At 61.4% G+C, this 23,033-nt stretch carries 18 protein-coding genes and 1 tRNA gene; 11 read left to right on the plus strand and 8 right to left on the minus strand.

Translation table 11 applies throughout. The annotated features are described in order from the left end of the window. Positions 1–79: 79 nt before the first annotated feature. Genes FJ222_00525 through FJ222_00535 form a run of 3 tightly spaced genes read left to right on the plus strand, consistent with a single transcriptional unit; the run spans position 80 to position 2,642 of the window. Positions 80–727 (plus strand): DUF268 domain-containing protein, encoded by a 648-nt coding sequence (locus tag FJ222_00525; GenBank protein MBM4162924.1) that lies wholly within the window; start codon positions 80–82, stop codon positions 725–727. Next, on the plus strand, positions 724–1,983 hold the full coding sequence (locus FJ222_00530; GenBank protein ID MBM4162925.1) for a glycosyltransferase: 1,260 nt from the start codon (positions 724–726) through the stop codon (positions 1,981–1,983). Before FJ222_00525 ends, FJ222_00530 begins: the two co-directional genes overlap by 4 nt. After that, a complete protein-coding gene (locus FJ222_00535) occupies positions 1,965–2,642 on the plus strand; it encodes a class I SAM-dependent methyltransferase (GenBank protein ID MBM4162926.1) in 678 nt (225 codons plus the stop codon). Before FJ222_00530 ends, FJ222_00535 begins: the two co-directional genes overlap by 19 nt. Before the next feature lie 29 nt (positions 2,643–2,671). Here the strand turns inward: FJ222_00535 and FJ222_00540 are convergent, their stop codons facing one another. From FJ222_00540 to FJ222_00575, 8 genes are all read right to left on the minus strand, one after another. Next, complete coding sequence (locus FJ222_00540) at positions 2,672–3,838, minus strand: NAD(P)-dependent oxidoreductase (GenBank protein MBM4162927.1); 1,167 nt, start codon at positions 3,836–3,838, stop codon at positions 2,672–2,674. Beyond that, positions 3,703–5,415, minus strand: a complete 1,713-nt coding sequence (locus FJ222_00545; GenBank protein ID MBM4162928.1) for a thiamine pyrophosphate-binding protein — start codon at positions 5,413–5,415, stop codon at positions 3,703–3,705. The genes FJ222_00540 and FJ222_00545 overlap by 136 nt, the downstream gene beginning before the upstream one ends. 105 nt (positions 5,416–5,520) lie before the next feature. Further along, positions 5,521–5,606 (minus strand) — tRNA-Leu (locus FJ222_00550). Positions 5,607–5,656: 50 nt separating this feature from the next. Next, positions 5,657–7,675, minus strand: coding sequence for a hypothetical protein (locus FJ222_00555; GenBank protein MBM4162929.1), 2,019 nt, complete (start codon positions 7,673–7,675; stop codon positions 5,657–5,659). A 13-nt stretch (positions 7,676–7,688) separates the two neighbouring features. Further along, positions 7,689–8,078 (minus strand): hypothetical protein, encoded by a 390-nt coding sequence (locus FJ222_00560; GenBank protein ID MBM4162930.1) that lies wholly within the window; start codon positions 8,076–8,078, stop codon positions 7,689–7,691. Between the two features lie 8 nt (positions 8,079–8,086). Further along, positions 8,087–8,641: a GNAT family N-acetyltransferase gene (locus tag FJ222_00565; GenBank protein ID MBM4162931.1), complete on the minus strand. Its 555-nt coding sequence runs from the start codon at positions 8,639–8,641 to the stop codon at positions 8,087–8,089. Between the two features lie 2 nt (positions 8,642–8,643). Continuing rightward, positions 8,644–10,221 (minus strand): hypothetical protein, encoded by a 1,578-nt coding sequence (locus FJ222_00570; GenBank protein MBM4162932.1) that lies wholly within the window; start codon positions 10,219–10,221, stop codon positions 8,644–8,646. Continuing rightward, positions 10,218–11,297: a hypothetical protein gene (locus FJ222_00575; GenBank protein MBM4162933.1), complete on the minus strand. Its 1,080-nt coding sequence runs from the start codon at positions 11,295–11,297 to the stop codon at positions 10,218–10,220. Before FJ222_00575 ends, FJ222_00570 begins: the two co-directional genes overlap by 4 nt. A 445-nt stretch (positions 11,298–11,742) precedes the next feature. Here FJ222_00575 and rpsA point away from each other — a divergent pair, with 445 nt between their 5' ends. From rpsA to FJ222_00615, 8 genes are all read left to right on the plus strand, one after another. Continuing rightward, positions 11,743–13,428, plus strand: a complete 1,686-nt coding sequence (gene rpsA, locus FJ222_00580; protein MBM4162934.1) for a 30S ribosomal protein S1 — start codon at positions 11,743–11,745, stop codon at positions 13,426–13,428. Positions 13,429–13,682: 254 nt separating this feature from the next. Further along, positions 13,683–14,708 carry a rod shape-determining protein gene (locus FJ222_00585; GenBank protein ID MBM4162935.1) on the plus strand — a complete coding sequence of 342 codons (1,026 nt, stop codon included), beginning with the start codon at positions 13,683–13,685 and terminating at the stop codon, positions 14,706–14,708. 215 nt (positions 14,709–14,923) lie between these two features. Continuing rightward, positions 14,924–15,634 carry a rod shape-determining protein MreC gene (locus tag FJ222_00590; GenBank protein ID MBM4162936.1) on the plus strand — a complete coding sequence of 237 codons (711 nt, stop codon included), beginning with the start codon at positions 14,924–14,926 and terminating at the stop codon, positions 15,632–15,634. Continuing rightward, on the plus strand, positions 15,631–16,155 hold the full coding sequence (locus FJ222_00595; GenBank protein ID MBM4162937.1) for a hypothetical protein: 525 nt from the start codon (positions 15,631–15,633) through the stop codon (positions 16,153–16,155). The genes FJ222_00590 and FJ222_00595 overlap by 4 nt, the downstream gene beginning before the upstream one ends. Next, complete coding sequence (gene mrdA, locus FJ222_00600) at positions 16,121–17,977, plus strand: penicillin-binding protein 2 (GenBank protein MBM4162938.1); 1,857 nt, start codon at positions 16,121–16,123, stop codon at positions 17,975–17,977. The genes FJ222_00595 and mrdA overlap by 35 nt, the downstream gene beginning before the upstream one ends. Then, complete coding sequence (locus FJ222_00605) at positions 17,974–19,149, plus strand: rod shape-determining protein RodA (protein ID MBM4162939.1); 1,176 nt, start codon at positions 17,974–17,976, stop codon at positions 19,147–19,149. The genes mrdA and FJ222_00605 overlap by 4 nt, the downstream gene beginning before the upstream one ends. A gap of 19 nt (positions 19,150–19,168) precedes the next feature. Continuing rightward, positions 19,169–20,764: an Rne/Rng family ribonuclease gene (locus tag FJ222_00610; protein MBM4162940.1), complete on the plus strand. Its 1,596-nt coding sequence runs from the start codon at positions 19,169–19,171 to the stop codon at positions 20,762–20,764. A 34-nt stretch (positions 20,765–20,798) separates the two neighbouring features. Further along, entirely contained in the window at positions 20,799–23,027 is a 2,229-nt protein-coding gene (locus FJ222_00615; GenBank protein MBM4162941.1) for an LPS-assembly protein LptD, read from the plus strand. Positions 23,028–23,033 lie beyond the last annotated feature (6 nt).

Consider the following 23,033-nt stretch of genomic DNA (forward strand, 5'->3'; position numbering starts at 1 on the left):
TATCGTCGCCCTGAAGGAATACCAAACGCTGGCAGGGCAGAACCGCAAGGCAGGATATCCCTTTCGCCTTCATTTCTCGATGCCGTGCCTGGGAGACCGCTACGCGCCCAGTGGGACGGCGAGCGGTCATTATTTCTTTCAAGATTTCTTTATCGCTCGAAAGATCTTTGAACGCCGTCCCGTCCGGCATATGGATATCGGATCTCGTGTGGACGGTTTTGTGGCGCATGTGGCATCGTTTAGAGATATCGAAGTCTTTGATATTCGGCCTCTGACGCTAAACATCCCGTCGATTCTCTTTAAGCAGGCTGATCTGACGCATCTGGATTCTGCGTATCGACACTGCTGCGACTCGCTCTCCTGCCTGCATGCCATCGAGCATTTCGGTTTGGGGCGTTACGGTGATGCGATTGATTTGTATGGGCATGTCAAGGGCTTTGACAACTTGTGTTCCGTGCTCAAACCCGGGGGCGTGCTCTATTTTTCAACGCCTATCGGTCCTGAGCGCATTGATTTTAACGCATGCCGGGTGTTCAATATCCGGACCATTCTCGATCTGGCGCATCTGGGCTTTGAGCTTGATGAATTCTCGTATGTGGACGATGCAGGAAACTTTCATGCCAACGTACAACTGACACCCGAGCGGATAATCGATAATTGTGGATGTGATTACGGATGCGGAATCTTTGAGTTCCGGAAGAAATTGCAGGAGACGATTTCAGAATGAACATTGTCTGGATATTGAACAGCTACGGGCTTGATTCGGGGGCGATCACAGGATCACCCATTCGGTTTCACGCGATTTCGTCGCGGTGGAAACGGGATATTCCTGATCTTGCACAGACGCTGATGACGACCTCTGGCGGCGAATGTGTGTTGCGCAGCGTCGGCTGCACACTTCCCGTCGTCCGTGTACCCGCATCACTTTTTTTGAATCGTGAACCGTTCAAGATGAAGGCGTTTCGGCTTTGGTCCTATTTTGTGACGGCTATCCATGCGCATCTAGCGAGAAAACGGATGCCGAAGGCCGATGTCGTGATCACAGTCAGCGACTACTTTTGTGATGTGGCGGCGGCCTGCGTTGTGAAGCGGAGACGTCCGGGATCGCGCTGGATCGCCTGGATCCATCACAAAGAATTGCATCCGACACAGCGGCCGGGCAACCGGCTGTTTAATGCCATCACTTGGCGGATGCAGGAGTGGAGCTTCAAACGGATTGCACGTTTTGCGGATCAGGCCTGGGTGCTCGATTCGGACGCGGGGGATTTGTGCGGAAAACGCCTTTCGGAAATGGGGATGCCGCGCGAGCGCATCCGAAAAATGCAGAATGGCATTGATGCGGGACCAATCAAACAGGTTCCAGAATCAGGCAAGACGGTGGATGCCGTGATGATCGGCGTACGGCCGAACAAGGGGAGTCTCGACGTCGTTCCCATCTGGAAGTGTGTTCAGGCGATCCGCCCCGGCACCACGTTATTGTTGATGGGTGGAATGGCTGGCGAGGACGCATTGGCCAAACACATCCGCAAGGAGGGGCTCGATGGGGTGATTACGATTTTCAAACCGGCCGAGGGTTGGCTGCCCTTCGACGCCTATGTCCGCACGATTAAGAGCGCGCGTCTTCTTTTCGCTCCCAGTCATGAGGAAGGGTGGGGGATCGCGGTGTGCGAAGCGATGGCCTGCGGGCTGCCGGTGGTGGCGTATGACTTGCCGGTCTATCGCCGTGTCTATGGCAACGCTCTGGTCACGGTGCGCGAGGGTAACCCTCGCGCTTTTGCAGTGGCGCTTTGCGGTCTGTTGGATGATGCGGGCCGGTTTTCCGATTATGCCAAGCGCGGGCGTGATTGCGCCGGAAGGTACGACTGGGATCGTGTCGCGATGGATGATCTGGCCGTAGCGGATGGAAATGGGTGTTGCGTGATGCAGAAGATATCTACGGATAGTGAGACTCGCACGAGACAAAAATGCGGAGTGTTAGTATGAATCCCTATGCTTTCAATTCGTCTGCTTATCCTGTGTCCCGGTGCGGACAAGATGACAGTCGGGTCAAGATGGTCGTGCCGCTGCTTGGCCGGGTTGGGCGAGTGTTAGATGTCGGTTGTCTGGACGGAACGATCGGGACATTACTCCTGAATGAAGGGAATGAGGTTTACGGTATCGACGCATCCGAGCCTGCCATAGCTCAGGCCCTGGCGAGAGGAGTGAAAGCCCGGCTCGGCAATGTCGAGGAACGATTTCCATTCGATGATGCCCTGTTTGACGGCGTTTTCGCTGGTGAAATCATTGAACACATCTTCGATATTGACAAGATGCTGTCGGAAATCGGACGAGTCTTAAAGCCGGCAGGCGTATTTGTTCTAACCACACCGAATCTTGCCGCTTTTGGAAGACGACTGCTGTTACTCTTGAACCAAAATCCTCACATTGAGATTTCGTTCACCGATGGTGCGGCCGGCCATATCCGCTATTTCATTCGGCAGACGCTTTTCGACATTCTGGGCAAACACGGTTTTACAGTCGAGGTGTTCTGTTCCGATGTGATTAATTTCAACGCGGCGGGGTCACTGCACAGCTACTGGCTGGCGCGGTGGTTCCCCACCTTTGGCAAATCGCTCATTGTGCGTGCCATCAAACAGGCGTAAGCACCAGCCTGATAGGTGTGGGGAATCCCTTATACGGTGCCACGTGATCGGTGCCACGCGACTGTTTGATGGATCGCATCGGCGAGGGAGCCGTGCGGGGTTAAGCCGAATGCGTGCCGGGCGCGGGCGACGGACGGCACATAACGCGCGGGCAGGACGCCCTCTTGCGCTTGCTGTTGAATCAGGATCTCGTTCTGCGTACCCGCGCATTCTCGGACCAGGCAGGCCAGGTCACGGATGGAAATGACATCCTCCGAGCCCACGTTGTAGGCCCTGCCATGCTCGCCCCGCAGCAGAAGCGTCCAGAGCCACTCCGCGAGATCGGCGGCGTAAAGATACGAACGCAGTGGAGTGCCGTCACCACGAATGACAATGGGGCGGTTTTCCAGGCAGTCTCGGATGAAGTTGCCGATGGCGAAGTGGGCGTCGAGCGGAAGATAAGGCCCGACAAAGGCAAAAGGGCGGGCGATGACACATTCAAAGGAACCGGTCGAAGCATCGAGGCAGAGCTGCTCAGAAACCTTTTTACCTCGTCCATATGCGGTTTGCGGGACACCTTCGTACGTTTCAGGAACATGACTCAGTGTCGGCGGTTGCATGCCGTAAACCGCTCCTGAACTGATATAGAGCAGTCGCCGGGCTCCACACCGCGTGACAAACTCCAACAGATGCCGCGTCCCCTCGGTGATGACGGAGTACATTTCTTCGGGATCTTCTTGTTCCAATTTCGCACTGGCGGCGGTCGCGCCGTGGATCACAAAGTCGAAAGTGCGCCCGGTCGGCGGCGTGAACGAGCGGACATTCCCCGCGATGAAATTTAATCCCGGCTGGCCAATGAACTCGGGACAGGAATCGAGAAATCGCTTGGGGTCACGCGAGAGTGCGGTCACGGTGATGTTGAGATTACAGCTCTTGCGCAAATGAACAAATAATTGCAACAACCACTTGCCAAAAAAACCGGTCCCACCGGTCAAGAAGACATGCTGACATTTGAGAAGCGACACACTGCCCGCGAGCGCGGGGAATATGTTCCCCATGTGTTCTTCTATGACAGAGCCTCTCATGGGAATCCTTGGAAGTCGACGGGAGGATCCATTTCGGAAAGAGCGTTGCCGAACTTTACCTTTGGATAGAGATCGGTCCTTGGATCGATCATAACCTGTAAAAGACACGGCCCTTTCTGCTGCTTCATCCATTCACAAGCATCGCGACATTCATCCATAGTTACAAGCGTTTTGGCAGGGATACCATAGGCGAGCGCTATCTTTATGAAGTCAGGCGCCGAATATCCCCAAACGGTTGATTGATAGCGCCCGTCAAGATAAGAATCCTGGAACTGGCGCACCATTCCCAACGATTGATTATTCAGAACCACCAGACGCAGGGGCAGCGCATGATGCACAACACTCTGAAGTTCTTGAATGTTCATCTGGAAGCCGCCGTCCCCGGCGAAGAGGATCGTCTCGCCCGACACCATCGACGCTGAAATGGCTGCTGGCAATCCGAATCCCATAGCTCCCAATCCACCGGGGGAAAGAAAACGCTGATTCTTCCGGACACAGGCCGATTGGGCCGCCCACAATTGGTTCTGGCCCACATCAGTCACGATCACCCGTGCGGAAGGAAACGCTCGTGTTAATTTCTTTACGAGCCTGTTGGGATTCATCGATATTCCGCTCCCCAACTCGTCGCAGTCCGTACGTTGCTGATGCCAGCGACTGATACTGGCCAGCCATTCCTGTCTTTCCGGCCAAGTGATCGTCTCCGTCAATTCATCGGCCACCGTCAAGAAGTCGAGGATGTTTGCAACGACAGGCGTGCAGCCACTCAAGCGGTTGTTGATCTGCGCCTCTACACAATCGACATGAAAGACCCGCTGATTAGAGAAACCCTTGACACTCGACCCTGTCTGCCTTACATCGAGTCGGCTTCCCAGAACCAGAATCGTGTCCGCTTCCACCATTGCCTTGTTAGCCCAGCGGTTCCCGTTCGTTCCGACGAGCCCGACCCGGTTCGGATCGTCGGACGGCAACACATCCACCCCCATCAGCGAGTATGCCACCGGAACTCCGATGCGGGAAGACCAAGACCTAAAACGTTCGACCGCCCCAGCCGCCCTTACACCGCCCCCCACCAGAATGAGCGGACGCTGTGCATCTGCCAAAGCGGACAACACATCACGAACAAGACTCTGGGAAAGGCTGGCCCCCTCATGTGTAAACGCGCAATGAGCACTCACACACGAAGAGGCGCCAACCTTCTGTCTCTGCACATCCATGGGGATATCCAGCAAAACCGGACCAGGACGGCCCTCTACGGCCAATCGAAAGGCCTCGTCCAGTATTGCGGGGAAAGAGGCTGCATCCTCAACGGTCCAAGCTCCTTTTGTGACGGCATGGGCCATAGACACAATGTCCGTTTCTTGAAACCCTTGCTGGCGAATGGCTCGGGGACCACGTTGCTCATCCCGATTAACCTGCCCCGTGATAAACACAGCCGGACTAGAATCAAAGTAAGCGCCAGCGATTCCCGTAAGTAAATTGATCGCGCCAGGGCCGCTCGTTGCCATAGCCACGCCAGGTCTTCCCGTCAGCCTTCCATACACGTCAGCAGCCATTGCCGCAGCCTGTTCGTGGCGAAGGGATACGATCTGTACGCGTCCATCGCGGTACAACGCATCCAGCAGGAGAGTGATCATTCCGCCAGTGACCTCGAACACGCGTTTGATCCCTCTTCGATTGAGTTCACTCGCAATATATTCAGCTACATTCATAATTGGGTCAGTGTCTGGTGCGAAATTCTTGTGGCGAAAAGATTTTATAAAGATCCTCAATGTGTTGTATCGTTACCTCTTTCAATGGTTTGCGATTTTAAAATATGGTGCCAGGGGAGGGAGTCGAACCCTCACGGTGTTGCCACCGGTGGATTTTGAGTCCACTGCGTCTGCCATTTCGCCACCCTGGCGGAAGTGGAGAGAGTTTATAGCACGAGCGGGGGCTGGATATCAACCCTAATCACCGTTCGGGCTGAAGAAACAGGTCAGGCCGGTAGGCGGTCGGGAAGTTCGGGTTGTACTTGTAGGCGGCGTAGCAGGGCTGGGGACCCTCAGCCATGCCTTCGAGATTCATCCAGCGCTGGTCATTGAGCATCGCGTGCCAGGTGGACAGAAAGTCCTTGCACTTCCACGTGCGGCAGTTGAGGTCGTTGCGGTGCCAGCCGACAAATTCGCCGGTCTCGATGCGCGCCTCGACCGCCAGGGCGGCCTCGACGTGGCGCAGCGCCTGGTAGGCTTCGAGATAGGCCTCGTAGCCGCGCCCGTCCAGATAGTGCATCACCGAGCGGCAGAAGGCCCGCGCCATGCGCGTCTGGTGCAGGGATTTGTCGAGCTGGGCCATGGCTTCGTGCTCAAAGAACGTCCGGCGGTTGCCGTGAAGATGCCGCGCGGCGTCGTGGGCGCGCTCGGCGGCTATCGCCCATTTCGGCTCGGCGGCGTCCAGCCTCTCGACAAACCAACTCAGCGCCTCGCGCAGCGTGGCAAAGCGCTTCAGGCCCCAGATGGCCGGAGGCTTGTCCTCGCGGTTGTAAACACGCTGGAGAGTGAAGCGGACGATCATCGGATAGAGGTTGTCTCCCACGGTGTTATCCGGACGGCTCTCGTCGGCCGCGAATGGAATATCGGTCAGCGCTCGGTAGGCGTCAGCCACCTCGTGGTGTTCCGTGCCGAGCACCTGCCGCGTGTACCAGCCGAACGTGCCGTCCCCGTCCGCGCCGCAGACGGCGGCCATGGCGGCGTAGTCGCTGGCGTAGCCCATGACCTGTCGCAGATTGAAGATCTTTTCGCGCACGTTTCCGACGTTGAGGATCAGGATGCGGTTCATGCCCAGATCGACCGCGCGCTTGAGTTCGCGCGCATAGACGCGCGGCGCATAGCTCGTCACGCGCATGGATTGGGCGCCGTTGAACATCGAGACATGCTGATAGACGCCCGTCGCGTGCGTCGAGCGGCCGACCAGATCCTCCAGATTCTGTCGCATGCAGGCGTCGCCGTCGTCTGTATGGATGATCGTTGTCCCTTCGGGAAACCGCAGCAGCCCGGCGTTGTAGAGGGTGTACAGTTCGCCCCAGAGGTAACCGTAGGTTTCGGGCGTCTCCTCCCCGCGGACTTCGCGGATGAGCTGGAGCTGGGCCGCCAGGACTTCATTGATGATCTGCGCCTTGATTTCCAGCGGCGCATCGGGCTTCATGTTGGGGTCGTCCACCCAGAACGGACGGTCGATCAACCCGCGGAAGTTGAGGGTCCACAGCACCTTCTTTCCGGTCTGGCGCGCGATGGCCTTGCGCCAGTAGGCGAGGATTTCGTTGCGGTTGGTGGACCAGGAGAAGGGGATGCCGCGCGGCCAGTAGAACGGCGCGGAGCCGAGCGGTTCGGCGTGATGCTGGGCGATGTAGAGTCCCAAATTCGAGGCGAGCGTGATCTGCGGTTCATCGGGGAGGATGTTGGTGCCCGGGATGACGCAGGTGCAATCCATGCGCAAAGCGAGTTCGAGCAGTTCGCGCCACACCTCCATGGAAAATCCGTGCTCCGGTTTCTCCATCTGAAAGCCGACCAGGAGATCCTCGTCGTTGAAGAAAAAACCGCGATGGCGGAAGGTGCGGGGCTGGGAGGCCGACGTGCCGCAGGGAATCTCGATCTGATCGGCGCGCGCGGGAACGATGCCCGTGAAATAACGGCAGGGATCGGCCTCTAGCCAGCGCGCGCTGAAGGCGTAGATCCCATGGATCAGCCCGAGTTCGTCGCTGCCGGTGATGGTGATGCCTTCGGGTTTCACCTCGATGACATGGGCGTCGAAGCCGCCGCCGGCGGGGCCGAGGCGCAACGCGATTCCGGCCGGGGCGGGGCCGCGGACGGTGCCACGCTCCAGGCCGAGCTTGCGCCGGACATCCTGGCGAAGCGCGCGGGCCGCAGCGGCCACGGCCGCACTGCGACTCTGATCCTGAATGGTTGTTTCAGCGGTAAGCGTGCATGATTTCATGGTGTGTAGAGGCTCAGGGAGCGGCTGGCGGCCGCGCCTGCGTGTCCGGGATACCGGCTTCCTTCACGCGGGATACGGCCTGTTGTTCGCTGACAAAAAAGAAGCGGGAAAATCCGGCGGTTCGAAGGGCCGAGGAGACGCGGACGAACAGGTCGCGTTTTTTGCTGTCGGGGATGTTGATCCGAATCGGCTGGTTGAACGGCACACGCATCGCCTTCAAGGCGGCGGCGAGACGCTCAACGGGATAAGGCCTGCCGTTGAACCACACCTGGTCCGCAGCATCGGTGTACAGCGCCAGATCGGCGAGCGTGCCGGTGACAGCCCCGTTCGGCTGGGGCGTGGCGCATCCCGCCAGCAGCGCCAGCGCGGCCAGCAGGGCAAACCCGCATGTGCGGGCGCTCATCGCGCGCTTCATGCGTCCTTCCCCTCTGGAGCGGTCGCGGCGGCGGAGACGGCCGCGTTGTTGCGCGGGCCGTGCAGGTCGAGCGCCATGGCGATTTCGGGGCAGGTGAACGGGTTGGAGTATTTGGTGCAATTGATGCACCCCATGTAGATTTTGTGCATCAGCGAGGTTTTGGGGACTTCTCGGAAGCCCAGCGTCCGGAAGAACTCGGGGGCGAAGGTGAGCACGATCGCCTGGGTCGGCGCGAACGCCTCGACCCGCGCCAGGACGGCCCGGATCAGGCGCGTGCCGATGTGCTGCCGGCGGCAGGACGCGCTGACCGCGACCGACTGGATCTCGACCGACGCCTTGGAGGGGTCGCCGACCTCCGGCAGAATCTGCCAGGCGGCGCACGCGACAATCCGCCCGCCGTCCTCGCACACGTGGAAGCGGTCGATGTTCATGATTACGTCGCTCACCGGCCGGATGATCAGGTCGTCCGGATGCTGACGGATCAGGGTGTAGATCGGGATCGCGTCGGCCAGAGCGGCGGGGCGGTCGATGATGGCGTCACCTGCATTCATGGCTACCTTTTCAGACGGATCCAGGACGAGAGCTTGCCGCGGTTTGGCGCGAACGGCGCGGGATTGCACGTGTCGCCGCCGACCGATGGGGACGGCGTCTCGTCGGATCGCGATTCCTGGGAATGTTCGAGTTGATCGATGCGGCGGAGGAGCGCCTGCTGGGTGGAGGCATGGTGTTCGCGCTCGACCTCCCGCTGCTTCCGCTCCTGGCTCAGATCCTGTTCGCGGCGCCGGATGGTCTCGGCCAATTCCTGAGTCTGGCGGGCCAGCTTGTCCGTTTCGGTGACTCGCGTGCGCAGGCGGGCGTCTTCGGCCTCCAGCACGCGGATTTTCCGGTTGAGTTCGGACTCTCGCTCGTCGGCCAGGCGAGCCTCCTGCGCCTGGGTCGCGCGGAGCGTGGCCATTTCGGCCTGCAGGCGGACGGCATCGGCCGGATGGCGCCGATTGCCCGGATCGGCGGCGTGGCGGCGCGTGGCGGTGCTCTCCATTTCGCCGCTGAGGATGCGGGTCAATTCATAGATGCGGCTTTGGATCGCCTCCTGCCGGCGCGTGGTCCAATCGCGCAGCCCCGCGACGGCTTCGCGCTCCAGCGCCAGATCATTCTCGAGACGTTCAACCTCCTGGCCGAGGATTTGCGCGATGGCACCGAGCGGGTCCGCAGCGCAGGCCTCGGCCGCGCGCGCGACGGGCGAGAGTGGTTTCTCCAGATCGGCGATGCGGGCTTGCAACTCCGTTTCGCGGCTGTTTGAGAGCGTGAGCAGATCGGAGTAGGCGGATTGGACCTCGGCGATCTCGCGCTTCAGCGTGTCGGCGTGCGCGGAGGCCATGGCCTGCGCGCGATCAGAGGCGGCAATCTGGACGCGCGCCTCTTCGAGCAGGCGCTCGGCATGGGCACCGCGCTGTTCCGCGGCGGCCTGCTTCCGCACCGCCTCGGCTGCCTGTGCGCGACAGGCGTCGCGCTCCTGTTCCGCAGCGAGGCGCTTGCTTTCGGACGCGGATGCGGCCTCGCGAAGGCGGGCGATATCGGACTCGGGGATGGCCCGTTTTTCGGCTTCGGCCAAGGCCAGGCGCAGGGAGTCGCGCTCGTGTTCGAGGGCCGCGCACTGCTTGGTGGCCTGTTTCGCGGCGGCGAGCGTCTCTTTCTGGCGGGCGTTCTCGGCTTCAAGCGCGGTGATGCGGTGGCGGAGCGCATCGCATTCCTTGGACGATTTTTCGGTTGGGGCGCTGGCAGCGCGCGGTTCAGCGCCGGGACGGATCACGCGCGCCAGATCGGCCTTGTCGGCGTAGACCAGCCGCGCGTCTGGAGGGGCCTTGCCGCTGGTGAGGATGGCGTCGGCGGCTGTCCGGTTGAGGGGGCCTCGGAGGTTGCCCGCGCCGTCGTCAATGTACCAGGCGATGCCCAGTTCAGGGACCTGTTCGGCCGGCAGCCAGGTCGTCTGGTCGGTCGAGACCTCGTGTCCCGGGAGGATGCGGCCCTGCTCGGCCCACACAACGATGCCAGAGGTGGATACCGGTCCGAAGATGGTTTTACCGGCGATTCGCAGGAACCACTGGCGGGTGTCTGTTTTATCGGCGTTCATGGGCGGGGCATGTTGGGGGTGTTGGTTTTCTTCTGGCCTTTGAAAATGCTGCCGTTGGTTTCGCCGATCTTGCGCAGTTCACGCTGGGCCTGCACCTCGAGGTCGGCCAGCGAAAGGGACGCGGCGGTTTTTTTTCCGGTAGGGGGCGATATCGGCGGCAGGGGCGCGTCGGGTTCGGTGACGATGCAGGCATCTTCGGTGGCCGGTTGGTCGGCGGCGGCGAGGGTGGCTGCAAGCTGCTGGGAAATGCGCCTCACGCTCTCGAAGCGGGCGGTGTGCGCCTGGAATCGGGCGGCGTCGGCCGCCTGTTCGCGGCGCGCCTGTTCGGCCTGCGCGCGCGCGGCGGCGGATTCCTGCTCGGCGTGAAGGAGCGATTGCCGGATGAGCCCGGTCTGGCGCTTCGCCTCGTCGGCATCCCGGCGCGCCTGCGCAAGGGCGGCCTCAAGCGATTCGACGCGAGCCTGCAAGGCGTGACCGTCGGTAGCGGCGCCCTGCAGGCGGGCGACATCCGATTCCAAGGCGGCGATCCGCCCCTCCTTTTTGATGCCTTCGGCCTGCAGGCGGTTCTGAGCGGCTTTCAACTCCTGGCGTTCGGCGTCGAATTCGTGGTCGCGCGCCTTGAGGTCGGCCTGCGCCTGGTTCAGCGCGCTCTGGAGGGTTGCCGCGCGCTGGTCGGACGTCTCTGCGCGGGCGAGTGCGTCACGGCGGGCGGCGACGGCGACCAGCAGGTCGGCCTGCTGATGCGCGGGGGCGGGCGCGTCGGCTTGCTCGCGCCGAAAGATGGCGGCGGTGGCCTTGAGCGAACCCTCCCGGATCAATTCGTTCAGGGCATAGCGATGGATCGGCCCATAAAACGTGGCGGGGGAAACTTCGGCAATCCAGTCCATGTCGAGCCCGAGCGTGGTGACGGGCACCCAGTCCGTTCCATTCTGAGACGCCTCGCTGGTCGGGGCGATTCGGCCATCGTGCGCCCAACTCCGCAGGGTATCGTGCGAGGCCGGACCAAAGATCGCGCCCTTCTCAGTGCGGATCGTCCACAGGAAGTCGGCTGCCGGCGTGGATGATTGTGCAGACACGGTTGACACATCTCCGGGTTGGCGGGTTCTCATGCGTTGAACGAAAACAACGGGAGACAGTGTACCGGATTGTTGCCGCGAGCGCAAACGGTTAGATGCGGGCAAAAAAAAGTGAAAAATAACGGCTTGTTTTCCATCGGCAGATGTGATACTTGTAATCGCTTGCCGTCACCAGGCGGCAGACCATTCGGTTCGCCGTATGTGGCATACGGGCAGACGAGCCGACTGCAACACAACCCAAACCAGCAATCACGAGACGGGCGAGAGGCCGGCTGCGTCGTCAGCTCGGCCGGGAAACCGGCGCGACGCATCCTGCGGGCGGCGGTTTCACATGCAGGGCCGGCGGCGCGCCGCAGGCTGGCAGTTACCGTTTCACGGAAAAATCCCAATGGCCAAGCACAAACCCACTACGTTTGCCCCCAAAACCGGAGACATGTATGCCGCGATGGAGGCGGCTTTGCAGCAGCAGAGCAGCACGTTCACGCCGGGCGGAATCGTCAAGGGGACGATTCGCGGCGTGAGTGGAAATCAAGTCTTCATCGACATCGGTTACAAATCCGAAGGCGTCGTCCAGGCCAGCCAGTTCGCCGACATCGCGCAAGTCAAGGTGGGAGACCTCGTTGACGTCCTGCTCGAGCAGCTCGAAGGCGAAGACGGCATGGTGGTGCTCAGCAAGTCCAAAGCGGATGACAAGCTCCGCTGGGAATCGGTGCTGAAGAAGTATACGGAGGGATGCGTCGTCGAGGGTGTCATCACCTCGCGCGTTCGCGGCGGCCTGATTGTGATGATTGACGGCGTCGAGGCGTTTCTCCCCGGGTCCCAAGTGGACATCACGCCGGTTCATGACGCGGAGCCGTACATCAATCAGAAGTATGATTTCAAGGTGATCAAGATCAGCGACGAGCGCCGCAACATCATCGTCTCCCGGCGTGAACTGCTCGAGGACCGCCAGGCCAACAAGAAGCGCGACCTGCTGCTGACGCTGCAGAAGAACCAGATCCGCAAGGGGCGCGTCAAGAACATCACGGAGTTCGGCGCGTTTGTCGATCTGGACGGCTTGGACGGTCTGCTGCACATCACCGACATGAGCTGGGGCCGCATCAAGCACCCCTCCGAGCTGGTGCGCGTGGGCCAGGAGCTCGACGTGATGATTTTGGATGTCGATCTGGATCGCGACCGGGTGTCGCTGGGACTCAAGCAGGCGCAGGCGAACCCGTGGGAGGGGATCGAAAACCGGTATCCGGTCGGCAGCCGCCTGCGTGGCAAGGTGGTCAACCTGATGCCTTATGGCGCGTTCGTCGAGATCGAGCCGGGCATCGAGGGTCTTGTTCACGTCTCGGAATTTTCGTGGACCAAGCGGGTGACGCGCGCCTCGGACATGCTCAACATGGGCGACGAGGTCGACGTGGTCGTGCTGAGCATCAACCGGGCCGATCAGAAGATCGCCCTGGGCATGAGGCAGACCGAGTCCAACCCGTGGGACACCGTGCAGGACCGCTACCCGGTCGGCAGCCGCATCTCGGGCAAGGTGCGCAACTTCACATCATACGGTGCGTTTGTCGAGCTGGAAGAGGGGATCGATGGCATGATCCACGTCTCCGACATCTCGTGGACGCGCAAGATCAATCATCCGAGTGAGATGCTGCAAAAGGGACAGCCCGTAGATGCGGTGGTGCTGGACGTTGATCCTGCCAACCAGCGCATCAGCCTCGGCTTGAAGCAGGCGAGCGACGACCCGTGGAACACGATCGCCGCCCGCTATGTGATCGGCCAGTCGGTCAAGGGCAAGGTCTCCAAGATTGCCTCGTTCGGAGCCTTCATCGAGCTGGAGGACGGTGTGGACGGTCTCGTCCACATCTCGCAGATCAGCGACCAGCATGTCGAGAAGGTCAAGGATGCGCTCAAGGTCGGCCAGAGCGTGGAAGCGCGCATCGTCAAGATCGACCGCGATGAGCGCCGGATCGGTCTGAGCATCAAGGCGATGACCATGGACGAGACCGAGCTGGCCGCAATGGCCAAGGAGCTGAATCAGGTCGATCTGAAGCCGGGCGAGCATCTGGTCGGACTCGCCGCCGCCTTTGACGACGCCTTCGCGCAAAGCGAAGAGTGGCGCCCGGGGGCTGGCGAGTAGCACCGGTTTCCACGTGCAGCACGAACCACCCGTCGCCCGCAGCCCTTGGCTGCGGGCGGCTTGTTTTGGGGCAGAAGGTGACGCATCGGCTTATGCTCCGGACGTTTTTCACGATGCGCTTCGCCAAGAACAGGGTGATAACAAAATAATTTCGACGCTTTTGGGCTTGACCCGTGTTCGTCTTTACTCCACACTAGCCGACACTGTGTACTTTTACAGGCGGGGGTTTCTGTGAACCCGCAGGAAGAACGCGCATGCTGAACAAGTTTTTGAATCTTTTTTCAAACGACATCGGTATTGACCTGGGAACGGCCAATACCCTCGTGTATGTCAAAGATCGCGGGATTGTTCTCCGCGAGCCTTCGGTGGTGGCCATCCAGAAGGGAACCAAGCGCATTCTGGCTGTGGGCGAAGAAGCCAAGCGCATGCTGGGCCGGACGCCCGGAAACATCGAGGCGATACGTCCGATGAAGTCGGGGGTGATCGCCGATTTCGACATCACAGAGGCCATGATTCGGTATTTCATCCGCAAGGTGCATCCTCACAAGCTGGTGAAGCCCCGCGTCATCATTGCGGTGCCCAGCAACATCACCGAGGTGGAGAAGCGCGCGGTGCAGGAGTCTGCCAAGCACGCGGGCGCACGGGAGGTCTTTCTGATCGAGGAGCCGATGGCGGCCGCGATCGGGGTGGGGCTGCCGGTTCAGGAACCGGCGGGCAACATGATCGTGGATATCGGCGGCGGCACGTGTGAAGTCGCGCTGATTTCGTTGGCAGGTATTGTCTGTTCGCGGAGTATTCGGGTCGGCGGCGACGTCATGGACGAATACATCGTGCAGTACATGCGCAGGGTTTATAATCTGATGATTGGGGAGCGAACCGCAGAGGAGATCAAGATTACCATCGGTTCGGCGTATCCGCTCCAAGAGGAAAAGCGGATGGCCGTCAAAGGGCGGGATTTGGTGGCCGGGCTGCCAAAGACACTTCACGTCACGTCGGAGGAGATCCGGGAGGCGTTGCAGGAGCCGATTTCGGCCATTGTCGACGTTATCCGCAACGCGCTGGAGAATTCGCCGCCCGAGTTGTCGTCCGATCTGGTCGACCGCGGCATTGTTCTGGCGGGCGGCAGCGCGCTGTTGCGGGGGTTGGACAAGCTGATCGCGGAGCAGACGGCTTTGCCGGTGACGCTGGCCGACGATCCGCTGAGCGCGGTGGCCGAGGGGACGGGCGTGGTCTTGGGCGAGCTGTCGCTGCTGGCGCGCAGCGTGATGCGCCACAGTTGACGGCGGCGTGGATGTCTTTTTCTTGAGTGCGGGTTGACTTCCCCCCGATTCAGAAGAGCAAGCGGGGCGGATCGGTGAAGCCGAGAAATGTGTGGCTGTTGTTTGCGCTCTCGCTGGTTGTACTACTGGCGGGAGGCGTTCGTGCTTTATTGCGGCCCGCTGCTCGGGAGGCGCTTTCCCCGTATCAGAGGGGCGTTGTTTTTTTACGGCGTCACGTGGTTAACCGTGTGGCCGTCTCGTTCTCCCGGCTCGACCTCGCTGATCGCGTCTCGGAATTGCAGCGCGAGGTGGGCCGATTGCGTCTGGTTGAGGGTGAATTGGAGCGGGTCGCACAGGAAAACAGCCGTTTGCGGGTAATGCTGGCGCTGCCGTCTCAGCCGGGATTTCGGACCGTGGCCTGTCCCATACTGGAACGCGGGGGGGCGGTCGGATGGTGGGGCACATTGGTGATCAGCAGAGGGACCGATCACGGGATTGCCGTGGGTGCCCCGGTGGTGGTTGCGGCCGGGCTGGTGGGGCGTGTGATGGCCGTGTCGGCTCATACCGCCGACGTGTTGCTGATCACCGACTCCAACTTCAAGGTGGCCTGCGAGCTGGAGACCGGGCGGCCGGAGCTGGGGGGCGTGCGCGGTGTGTTAAGCGGGGCGGGCGGCCGTTCGTCCGAGACGCAGATGCTGGAGATGGTCTATGTGGTCGATCCCCTCAGACTTCGCTATCTGAACCGTGTTTTCGAGCCGGCGCCGCGAACGCGTGTGGTGACATCAGGACTCGGCGGCGTTTTTCCGAGGGGTCTGACGGTCGGCTATCTTCTGGAGACGCGCATGACGGCTGACGGCCTCTACCGCGAGGCGTCGGTGATGCCTGCGGCCGACGTCGGGCTGCTCGACGAAGTGATGGTCCTCGTCAGTGAGAAGGGGGGGGCATGAGGCTCGACCTTCCCGTTCTGCTCTCGCTCGCCGTGGTTGCCGCCACGGCGCAAACCCTGCTGCCGGCCACAAGCTGGATGGCGATTAAGCCACCGCTGCTGACCGCCGTCGCCGCCTACTACGCGTTTTCGCGTGAACTGCCGCTGGCGTTGACCGCCGCGCTTTGGATCGGCGCGCTCACCGATGTCTGTTCCGGCCTGTCATTTCCGGTGACTGCGGTCTGGTTGCTCATTCTGTGCGGGGTGATCCGCTCGGTGCGGCGATACCTTTCCGAGAAAGCCTTCTGGCGGGGCATGGCGCTCATGGCGGTTGCGGCGCCGGGTCAGGCGGTCTGGTATGCGGGGGTCGTGGGGGTGTGGAACTGGGAGGAGTGCCTGCGCGGGCTGATCGCCGCCGCTGGTGTGGGCGCGGGGGTCGGATGGGTTGTTTTTTTTGTGTGTCAATGGCTGGACGGATTGGCCGGAAACGTGAAAGGAGCGGAACCGCGTGATAGAGTTCCGTGGCACAACGCAAACGTTTGACGGCTGGCGCATTCCCGTGTTGGGGATCGGATTTGCCATCGGTATCGCCATCTTGGTATGGCGTCTGCACGATGTACAGGTCACGCGGACGTCGGCTTTCGCCGGACGTCAGAACCGCCAGAGCATTCGGCGGGTGCTGCTCCCCAGTCCCCGCGGCCGGATTTATGACCGTCGCGGCGTATGCCTCGCCGACAACCGGCCGAATCCGTGTCTGGCCGTTTTCATGGAAGAGCTGCGCCGTCCCGGTGGCTGGTCGAACACCATCGATGCGGTCGAGGCGCAGCTCGACGCCGTGGCGGCGATCATCGGGCGGCCGCGCACCCTGACCCGCAGCGAGATCGCGACCCATGTGCGCAAGCGGCTGCCGCTGCCGTTGCCGGTCTGGCAGAATGTGGACGACGAGACGTTGGCCCGGTTTGAGGAACGGGTGACCGCCACGCCGGGGGTGGATGTGTATGTGCAGCCGGAACGGGTCTATCCGCAAGGTTCGTTGGCGGCGCATGTGCTCGGTTACGCCGGTCGGGAAAAGCCCGAGCCTATGAACGACGAACGGTATCATTTCATGCTGCTGGGGATGTTCGGGCGCGCGGGGATCGAGGCGCAGTACAACGCCGTGCTAGAGGGAGTGCCGGGGTGCCGGCTGATCCGGGTTGACGTGTCGGGCTATCGGCGTCTGGATCTCGCCGGGACCGATCCCAAGCCGGGGCGGGATGTGAGTCTGACGATCGACACCATTGTGCAGCGGGAACTGGAGCGGTCACTCGCTGGGCAGATCGGGGCGGGTGTGGTGCTGGACGTGCGCAACGGCGATGTGCTGGCGCTGGCGAGCGCGCCGACGTTCGATCCCAATGAGATGACCCCGGCACCGACCCGGGCGCGCTGGGAATCGATTCGGCGCGACCCGGGCGACATTCTATTCAACCGCGCGGTGCAGGGGCGCTACCCTCCGGGGAGCACCTTTAAGGTCATTGTCGGCCTGGCCGCCATGGGTGAAGGCGGCTTCACCATGGCCGACACCTATACGTGCAAGGGGGAATATGAGATGAAGCCGAAGCCGATCCGATGTTCGCATAACGCGCATCACGGGACGGTGGATTTGCGTCTGGCCCTGCAGGTCTCCTGCAACGGGTATTTCTGCCAAACCGCCGCGCAAATCGGTCCCGAGCCGATCCGGCAGATGGCGCGCGAGCTTGGGCTGGGTGCAGTCTCGGGAATTGATCTGCCGGGCGAGTATGCGGGGCTGGTTCCGGACGCGGCCCGGAAGCGGGCGCTTTATCACGATGTGTGGCGCTTGGGCGACACGTGCCTCATGAGCATCGGCCAGGGCGACCTGCTCGTGTCGCCGCTGCAAATGGCCGTGGCGACCGCGGCGATCGCCAACGGCGGCCGGGTGCTGCGCCCCCGAATCATGCAGTCCGAGACCCAGGGTGGCAGCGTGGTCCGAACCATCCGGTGGCGTCCGGAGCAACTTGCCGTCATTCGCCGGGGCATGGAGGATGCGGTGAGCCTCGGCACCGCGCGCCACGTGCTCGGCAGCGCCGTGACTGCGGCAGGCAAGACGGGAACGGCGGAGTACGGGACGGGTTCACGGCTCAAGAAATACGCCTGGATGATCGCCTATGCGCCAGCCGAGAACCCGGCTGTGGCGATGGCCCTTGTGATCGAGGACGCGGCCGATTCGGGCGGAATGGCGGCAGGCCCGATCGTGCGGCGGGTGTTCTCTGCCATCTTCGGTGCGGCCGATCAGACGCCGCCCGAAGAGACAGGAGCGCCCTCGGCACCCACCGCCAACCATCACGCTGCGATCGGAGGGCGCGCATGAACCCCTCCAAGTCGTTCGGTTGGATTGCGCGAATGAATCTGACGCTGCTGGCGTCGATCATCGGCGCGCTGCTGGTGGGTGTGGCGTTTGTGTATAGCGCCTGTTCGATCCGCGAACTCGATGCCTTGCGGCGCCTCTACCTGCTCCATGCGCAGATGGGTGTGATCGGGTTGCTGCTCTGCTTAGGGCTTGCCTACATCAACTATCAGGATATTCTCCGAGCGAGATGGCTTTTTTACGCCGGGACGCTCCTGCTGCTGGTGCTGACGCTGCTGATCGGAGACAAGACGATGGGGGCCAGGCGCTGGGTGGCCGGCGTCCAGCCTTCTGAGCTGGCCAAGCTCGCGACGATTCTGGTTTTGGCCGAATGGCTCGGACGCCGCGAAGCGTCCAAGGGCATCGGCATGTATCTGGGGACGCTGGCTCTGACGGCGGCCCCGATGGCGCTGATTTTTCTGCAGCCCGATCTGGGGACGACGCTGGTCTTTCTGCCGACGGTCTTTGCGATGCTGTTCGTGGCTCGAGTCTCGCCGCGCGCGGTCGGGGTCACGATCGGTGCTGCCGTGCTCGCGATTGTGCTGTTGCTGGGGCTGATCGTGGCCTCGGAAAGCGAGGATGTGCCGCCGCAGACACGCGAGAAAATCCGAAAGATGTTGCCGTTGAGCGCCTATCAGCGCGATCGGCTGGTTGTGTTTTTGTATCCGGATCGCGACCCGTTTGGCCGCGGTTGGAACAAAAGACAGTCTGAAATCGCCGTCGGGTCCGGCGGCCTGTGGGGAAAGGGCTATCTGAAAGGAGATCAGAACCTGTTGGGCTATCTGCCTGCTTCAGTGGCAAGCAACGACTTTATCTTCTCGGTGCTTGCGGAAGAGACAGGGTTTGTAGGATCCATGATTGTGCTGCTGCTAGCCGTCGGCATTCTCTTGCCGACGCTGGCTGTGGCTTATGTGTGTCAGGACGGCGCGGGGCGGTTGCTTTGCGTCGGAGTTGCGATGGTGACGTTCTGTCACCTCTTCGTGAATATCGGCATGACCATCGGGCTGTTGCCCGTGACGGGTGTGCCGCTGCCGTTCATCAGCTCCGGCAGAACCTTTTTATTAACAATGATGACCGCTTACGGACTGGTCCAGAGTGTGGCTGTCCACGGTCGCGAAACAGCGCCGCGTTTCTAGGCGGCGGGGAGAGAGGCATATGGGAGGCTTGGATATCGTGTTCAGTTGGTTTCGGCGGAAGGAGCCGAAGCGTGAAATTATCGTCAATGCCGAAAAACTGGAGACCCGCGTGGCGGTGGTGGAGAACGGCCACATCGAGGAGTTCCAGGTCGAGCATCCGATGGAGGATCGGCTCGTCGGCAGCATCTTCAAGGGGCGCATCCAGAATCTGGAGAATGAGCTTCAGGCGGCGTTTGTGGATGTTGGCCTCAAGAAAAACGCGTTTCTCCACTATTGGGACATGATCCCGGATGACGACGGCCTGCTGGATGAGGACGACGATTCCACCCGCTCGCGCAAGCGGCGCATTTCGAGCGATGAGATCGCCAAGCGCTTCCCGCAGGGTTCCGAAGTGATCGTGCAGGTGACCAAGGGGCCGATTGGCACCAAGGGGCCGCGGGTCTCGGCCAACCTGAGCATCCCGGGGCGGTATCTGGTGATGATGCCCGGATGCAAGCTTCGCGGCGTGTCGCGCAAAATCGGCGACAGCAAGGAACGGCAGCGCCTGAAGCGGATATTGGACCGGTTGCCCATTCCTGCTGAGACCGGGCTGATCGTGCGGACCGCCGGCGCCGGCGCCAGCAAGCGCGCGTTCGTCCGGGACTTGCGCGGGTTGCTGGCGGTGTGGGCCGACCTGGAGAAGAACATCAAGGAGAAGCCCGGACCGTGCTGCGTCTATCAGGAACCCGATCTGATCGAACGGATTGTGCGTGACTGGCTTACGGAGGAAATTGATCGGGTGGTGATTGACGATCCCGAGGACTACGAGCGCATCCGCTCGATGGCCGCTCGGATCTCGCGCCGCGCCAAGGGGATGATCACGCATTACGAGGGGCAGTTGCCCATCTTCGAACATTATGGCGTGGCCCGGCAACTGGATGATGCCTTCCGGCGCAAGGTTGGCCTCAAGTCGGGCGGTCATCTGGTGATCGACGAGACGGAAGCGATGATCGCGATTGACGTGAACACCGGCCGTCACCGGGGCAGAGGGTCACAGGAGGAAACGATCCTGGATGTCAATCTGGAGGCGGTGGAGGAGGTCGCCCGTCAGCTCCGGCTGCGTAACATCGGCGGTCTGGTGGTGGTCGACCTGATCGACATGAAGCCGCGGAAGCATCAGGCCGCTGTGTTCAAGGCGATGAAGGCCGCGCTGAAGCGCGACCGCGCCCGGACCAACGTGCTGCCGATCTCAGAGCTGGGGCTCATGGAGATGACCCGCCAGCGCCAGGAGGAGAGCATCCTCTCTCAGACGTATAGCGACTGCCCCTACTGCAAGGGGCATGGAGTGATCAAGTCGCCGCTCTCGCTCAGTGTCGACATCCAGCGCCAGATCGCGGCCGTGATGCGCAAGAACCGAAAAGATGGGAATCCGTGCGACCTGCAGGTGTTGATCGCTCCGCTCGTGCTTGATCGCCTGCGCTCGACAGACGAGGCGATGCTGGTGCAGCTCCAGGCCAGTTATCCCGGTAAGCTGACCTTCCGATCAGAACCCTACCGGCATCCGGAATCTTTTCAGATTTTAGAGACAAACACAGGCAAAGTCGTGTACTCTATGGGCGATGTGAAGTCTAACTAGTGTCGAAGGGGCGTCAGGTGTGTGGGGAAGCCTTATGAAAAAAACGATTGCGGCAATCATTCTGCTTGCATGGGTTGCGGTCGGGAGCGTCCGGGCACAGCATCGGATGAATGAAGCAGCCAGAAACCTCGGAGTCTTCAATCCGGATGAACCGGTCACCGTGACGGCGCTGAAGCACGATCTGGACAACCAAACGGGCGTCTGGACCGGCATCGGCGATGTGGTGATCAGCAATTCTTCAGTGGTGGTCCGTGCCGACCAGATCAGCCTCAATCAACGGACGGGCGATGTGCAGGCCGTCGGTCATGTCCGGATGGTGCGCCCCGGCTTCGGCGAGTGGACGGGCGAGCGGATGGTCTTCAACCACCGGACCGGCGCGGGCCTCACCGACGCCAGCCAGGTCAAGGCCGGCCGTTTCACCGTTCTGGCTGAAAGCAGCGAGCGGCAGCCCGACGGCACGGTCGTGTTTCGCGAGGTCAAGATGACCACCTGCACGAATGCGCCGGGTTTCTGGCACTGGCATCTGGCGACCGGGAATGTCAGCTATCAGCCCAATCGCTACTTGTCCGCCCGGCACGGATCGGTCTGGTTCATGGGCGTGCCGATCGCCTATGTCCCGTATTGGTACCGCGACCTCGACTCGCACTATGGTGTGCGGCTCATGCCGGGATATACTTCGGATTGGGGCGTGTTTGCCCTCGGCCGCTATGTGTATCCCTATCTGAGCGCCCCGGATGGCGTGGATGTGACGGGGCAGGCACGGTTTGACTACCGAAGCAAGCGGGGATTGGGCCTTGGTCATGATTTCACGTGGGACTGGGGCGCGCTCGGCAAAGGCCAGATCGAGCTCTATTATGCCGATGACCGCGATCCCGATGAACGGCGCGCCTTCCCCACGACGTTTACCGATAATGATCGTTACCGCATCGCCGTGGAACATGAGGCCGATCTGACGGATAAGGATCGCGTCTTCGTGAAAGGCCAGCTGCTGAGTGACGCTGAGATGCTGAAAACATTCTTCCCGTCGGAACACCGGCGTTCCGTCCAGCCGGACAACGCGCTGTCCTATACGCATCGCGAAGCCGATGGCGCAGGCGGCGTGACAGTCTCAGGACCGTTGGATGATTTCTACGACGGCGTGCAGCGCCTGCCCGAGGCTTGGCTGAACATCATGCCGCAGCTGCTGTTCCCCGGACTCTATTACGAGTCGCAGACCCGCGCCGGCTATCTGCGGAGGCAGACGTCGCCTCGCGATCCGATCATGGTGGGGCCGAGGCCGCCCGAGTACGCCACGTTCCGTGCCGACACCGCCCAACGCCTCTCGCTTCCGTTCTGGGTTGAGGATCTGGTGCGGGTCGTGCCGAGAGCCCGCTACCACGGAACCTATTACAACCAGTCACAGGTCTCGGATGCTGGGGGGGTGCGCAATCTTTTTGAGCTGGGGGCCGAGGCGTCGGTGAAGGGCACGGGCACGCTCGGGATCTACCGGCATGTGGTCGAGCCGTATCTGGACTACAGTTGGATGCCTCGCCCGCAATCGCTGGAGGACGGCGAACCGTATCGGTTCGACCGTTATGACGCAGTGCGCGAATGGCGGGACCTGTTCGGATTTGACGGGCTGCCGTCGTCACGGCAATGGCATGGCGTCCGCTTTGGCGTGCGCAACGCCTTGCAGGAGCGCGATCCCGATGGGCTGAACCGGACGGTTGTCGAGTCGGACCTCTACTCGGCCTACTCGCTCGGCACCGAGGGCGAGCCTCAGGGCATGCAGATCGTTGGCGGTCTGCTTCAGGTGACCCCGAGGAAGAACCTCCGGTTCCGCTCAGAGGTCGAGGTGGATGCCCAAGACCACGAGCTGCGTCTGGCCGATAATGCGCTTTTCTGGCGCACACACAACTGGGAATTGAGCGGCGGACAACTCTTTCGCAAGAGCCTGGCGATCGACCCGTTTGGAATATGGGCCCGGGAGCCGACCGCGCATGTCCTCTACGGCGGCGTCAAACACATCTTCAACACCGTGTGGTCGGTCGGCACCGACGTCCGCTACGAATGCGAGCTGGGGCGGCTGCAGGAGATCTCTGGGTATGTCGAGTACAGTCTGGACTGTCTCGCGTTCCAGCTCCGGACCGGCTATGAGCCGGGCTGGACCGACGTCGCCGGCGTGACCAGCGATCCGAATTTCAAGATTGGACTGGTACTCAGGCTGATCGGCGTTGAAAATCGCTTCGGCTTGTCGGATGTGAACGAAGACTTTGGCTTCTGATGGTCG

The sequence above is a fragment of the Lentisphaerota bacterium genome, assembly GCA_016873675.1.
Taxonomy (GTDB): Bacteria; Verrucomicrobiota; Kiritimatiellia; order RFP12; family JAAYNR01; genus VGWG01.

Excerpts from the sequence above, each read along its gene's own strand:
- FJ222_00525 (MBM4162924.1), top strand. The coding sequence starts at position 80 with ATGCCGTGCCTGGGAGACCGCTACGCGCCCAGTGGGACGGCGAGCGGT.
- FJ222_00530 (MBM4162925.1), top strand. The coding sequence starts at position 724 with ATGAACATTGTCTGGATATTGAACAGCTACGGGCTTGATTCGGGGGCG.
- FJ222_00535 (MBM4162926.1), top strand. The coding sequence starts at position 1,965 with ATGCGGAGTGTTAGTATGAATCCCTATGCTTTCAATTCGTCTGCTTAT.
- FJ222_00540 (MBM4162927.1), bottom strand. The coding sequence starts at position 3,838 with ATGGATGAAGCAGCAGAAAGGGCCGTGTCTTTTACAGGTTATGATCGA.
- FJ222_00545 (MBM4162928.1), bottom strand. The coding sequence starts at position 5,415 with ATGAATGTAGCTGAATATATTGCGAGTGAACTCAATCGAAGAGGGATC.
- FJ222_00555 (MBM4162929.1), bottom strand. The coding sequence starts at position 7,675 with ATGAAATCATGCACGCTTACCGCTGAAACAACCATTCAGGATCAGAGT.
- FJ222_00560 (MBM4162930.1), bottom strand. The coding sequence starts at position 8,078 with ATGAGCGCCCGCACATGCGGGTTTGCCCTGCTGGCCGCGCTGGCGCTG.
- FJ222_00565 (MBM4162931.1), bottom strand. The coding sequence starts at position 8,641 with ATGAATGCAGGTGACGCCATCATCGACCGCCCCGCCGCTCTGGCCGAC.
- FJ222_00570 (MBM4162932.1), bottom strand. The coding sequence starts at position 10,221 with ATGAACGCCGATAAAACAGACACCCGCCAGTGGTTCCTGCGAATCGCC.
- rpsA (MBM4162934.1), top strand. The coding sequence starts at position 11,743 with ATGGAGGCGGCTTTGCAGCAGCAGAGCAGCACGTTCACGCCGGGCGGA.
- FJ222_00585 (MBM4162935.1), top strand. The coding sequence starts at position 13,683 with ATGCTGAACAAGTTTTTGAATCTTTTTTCAAACGACATCGGTATTGAC.
- FJ222_00595 (MBM4162937.1), top strand. The coding sequence starts at position 15,631 with ATGAGGCTCGACCTTCCCGTTCTGCTCTCGCTCGCCGTGGTTGCCGCC.
- FJ222_00605 (MBM4162939.1), top strand. The coding sequence starts at position 17,974 with ATGAACCCCTCCAAGTCGTTCGGTTGGATTGCGCGAATGAATCTGACG.
- FJ222_00610 (MBM4162940.1), top strand. The coding sequence starts at position 19,169 with ATGGGAGGCTTGGATATCGTGTTCAGTTGGTTTCGGCGGAAGGAGCCG.
- FJ222_00615 (MBM4162941.1), top strand. The coding sequence starts at position 20,799 with ATGAAAAAAACGATTGCGGCAATCATTCTGCTTGCATGGGTTGCGGTC.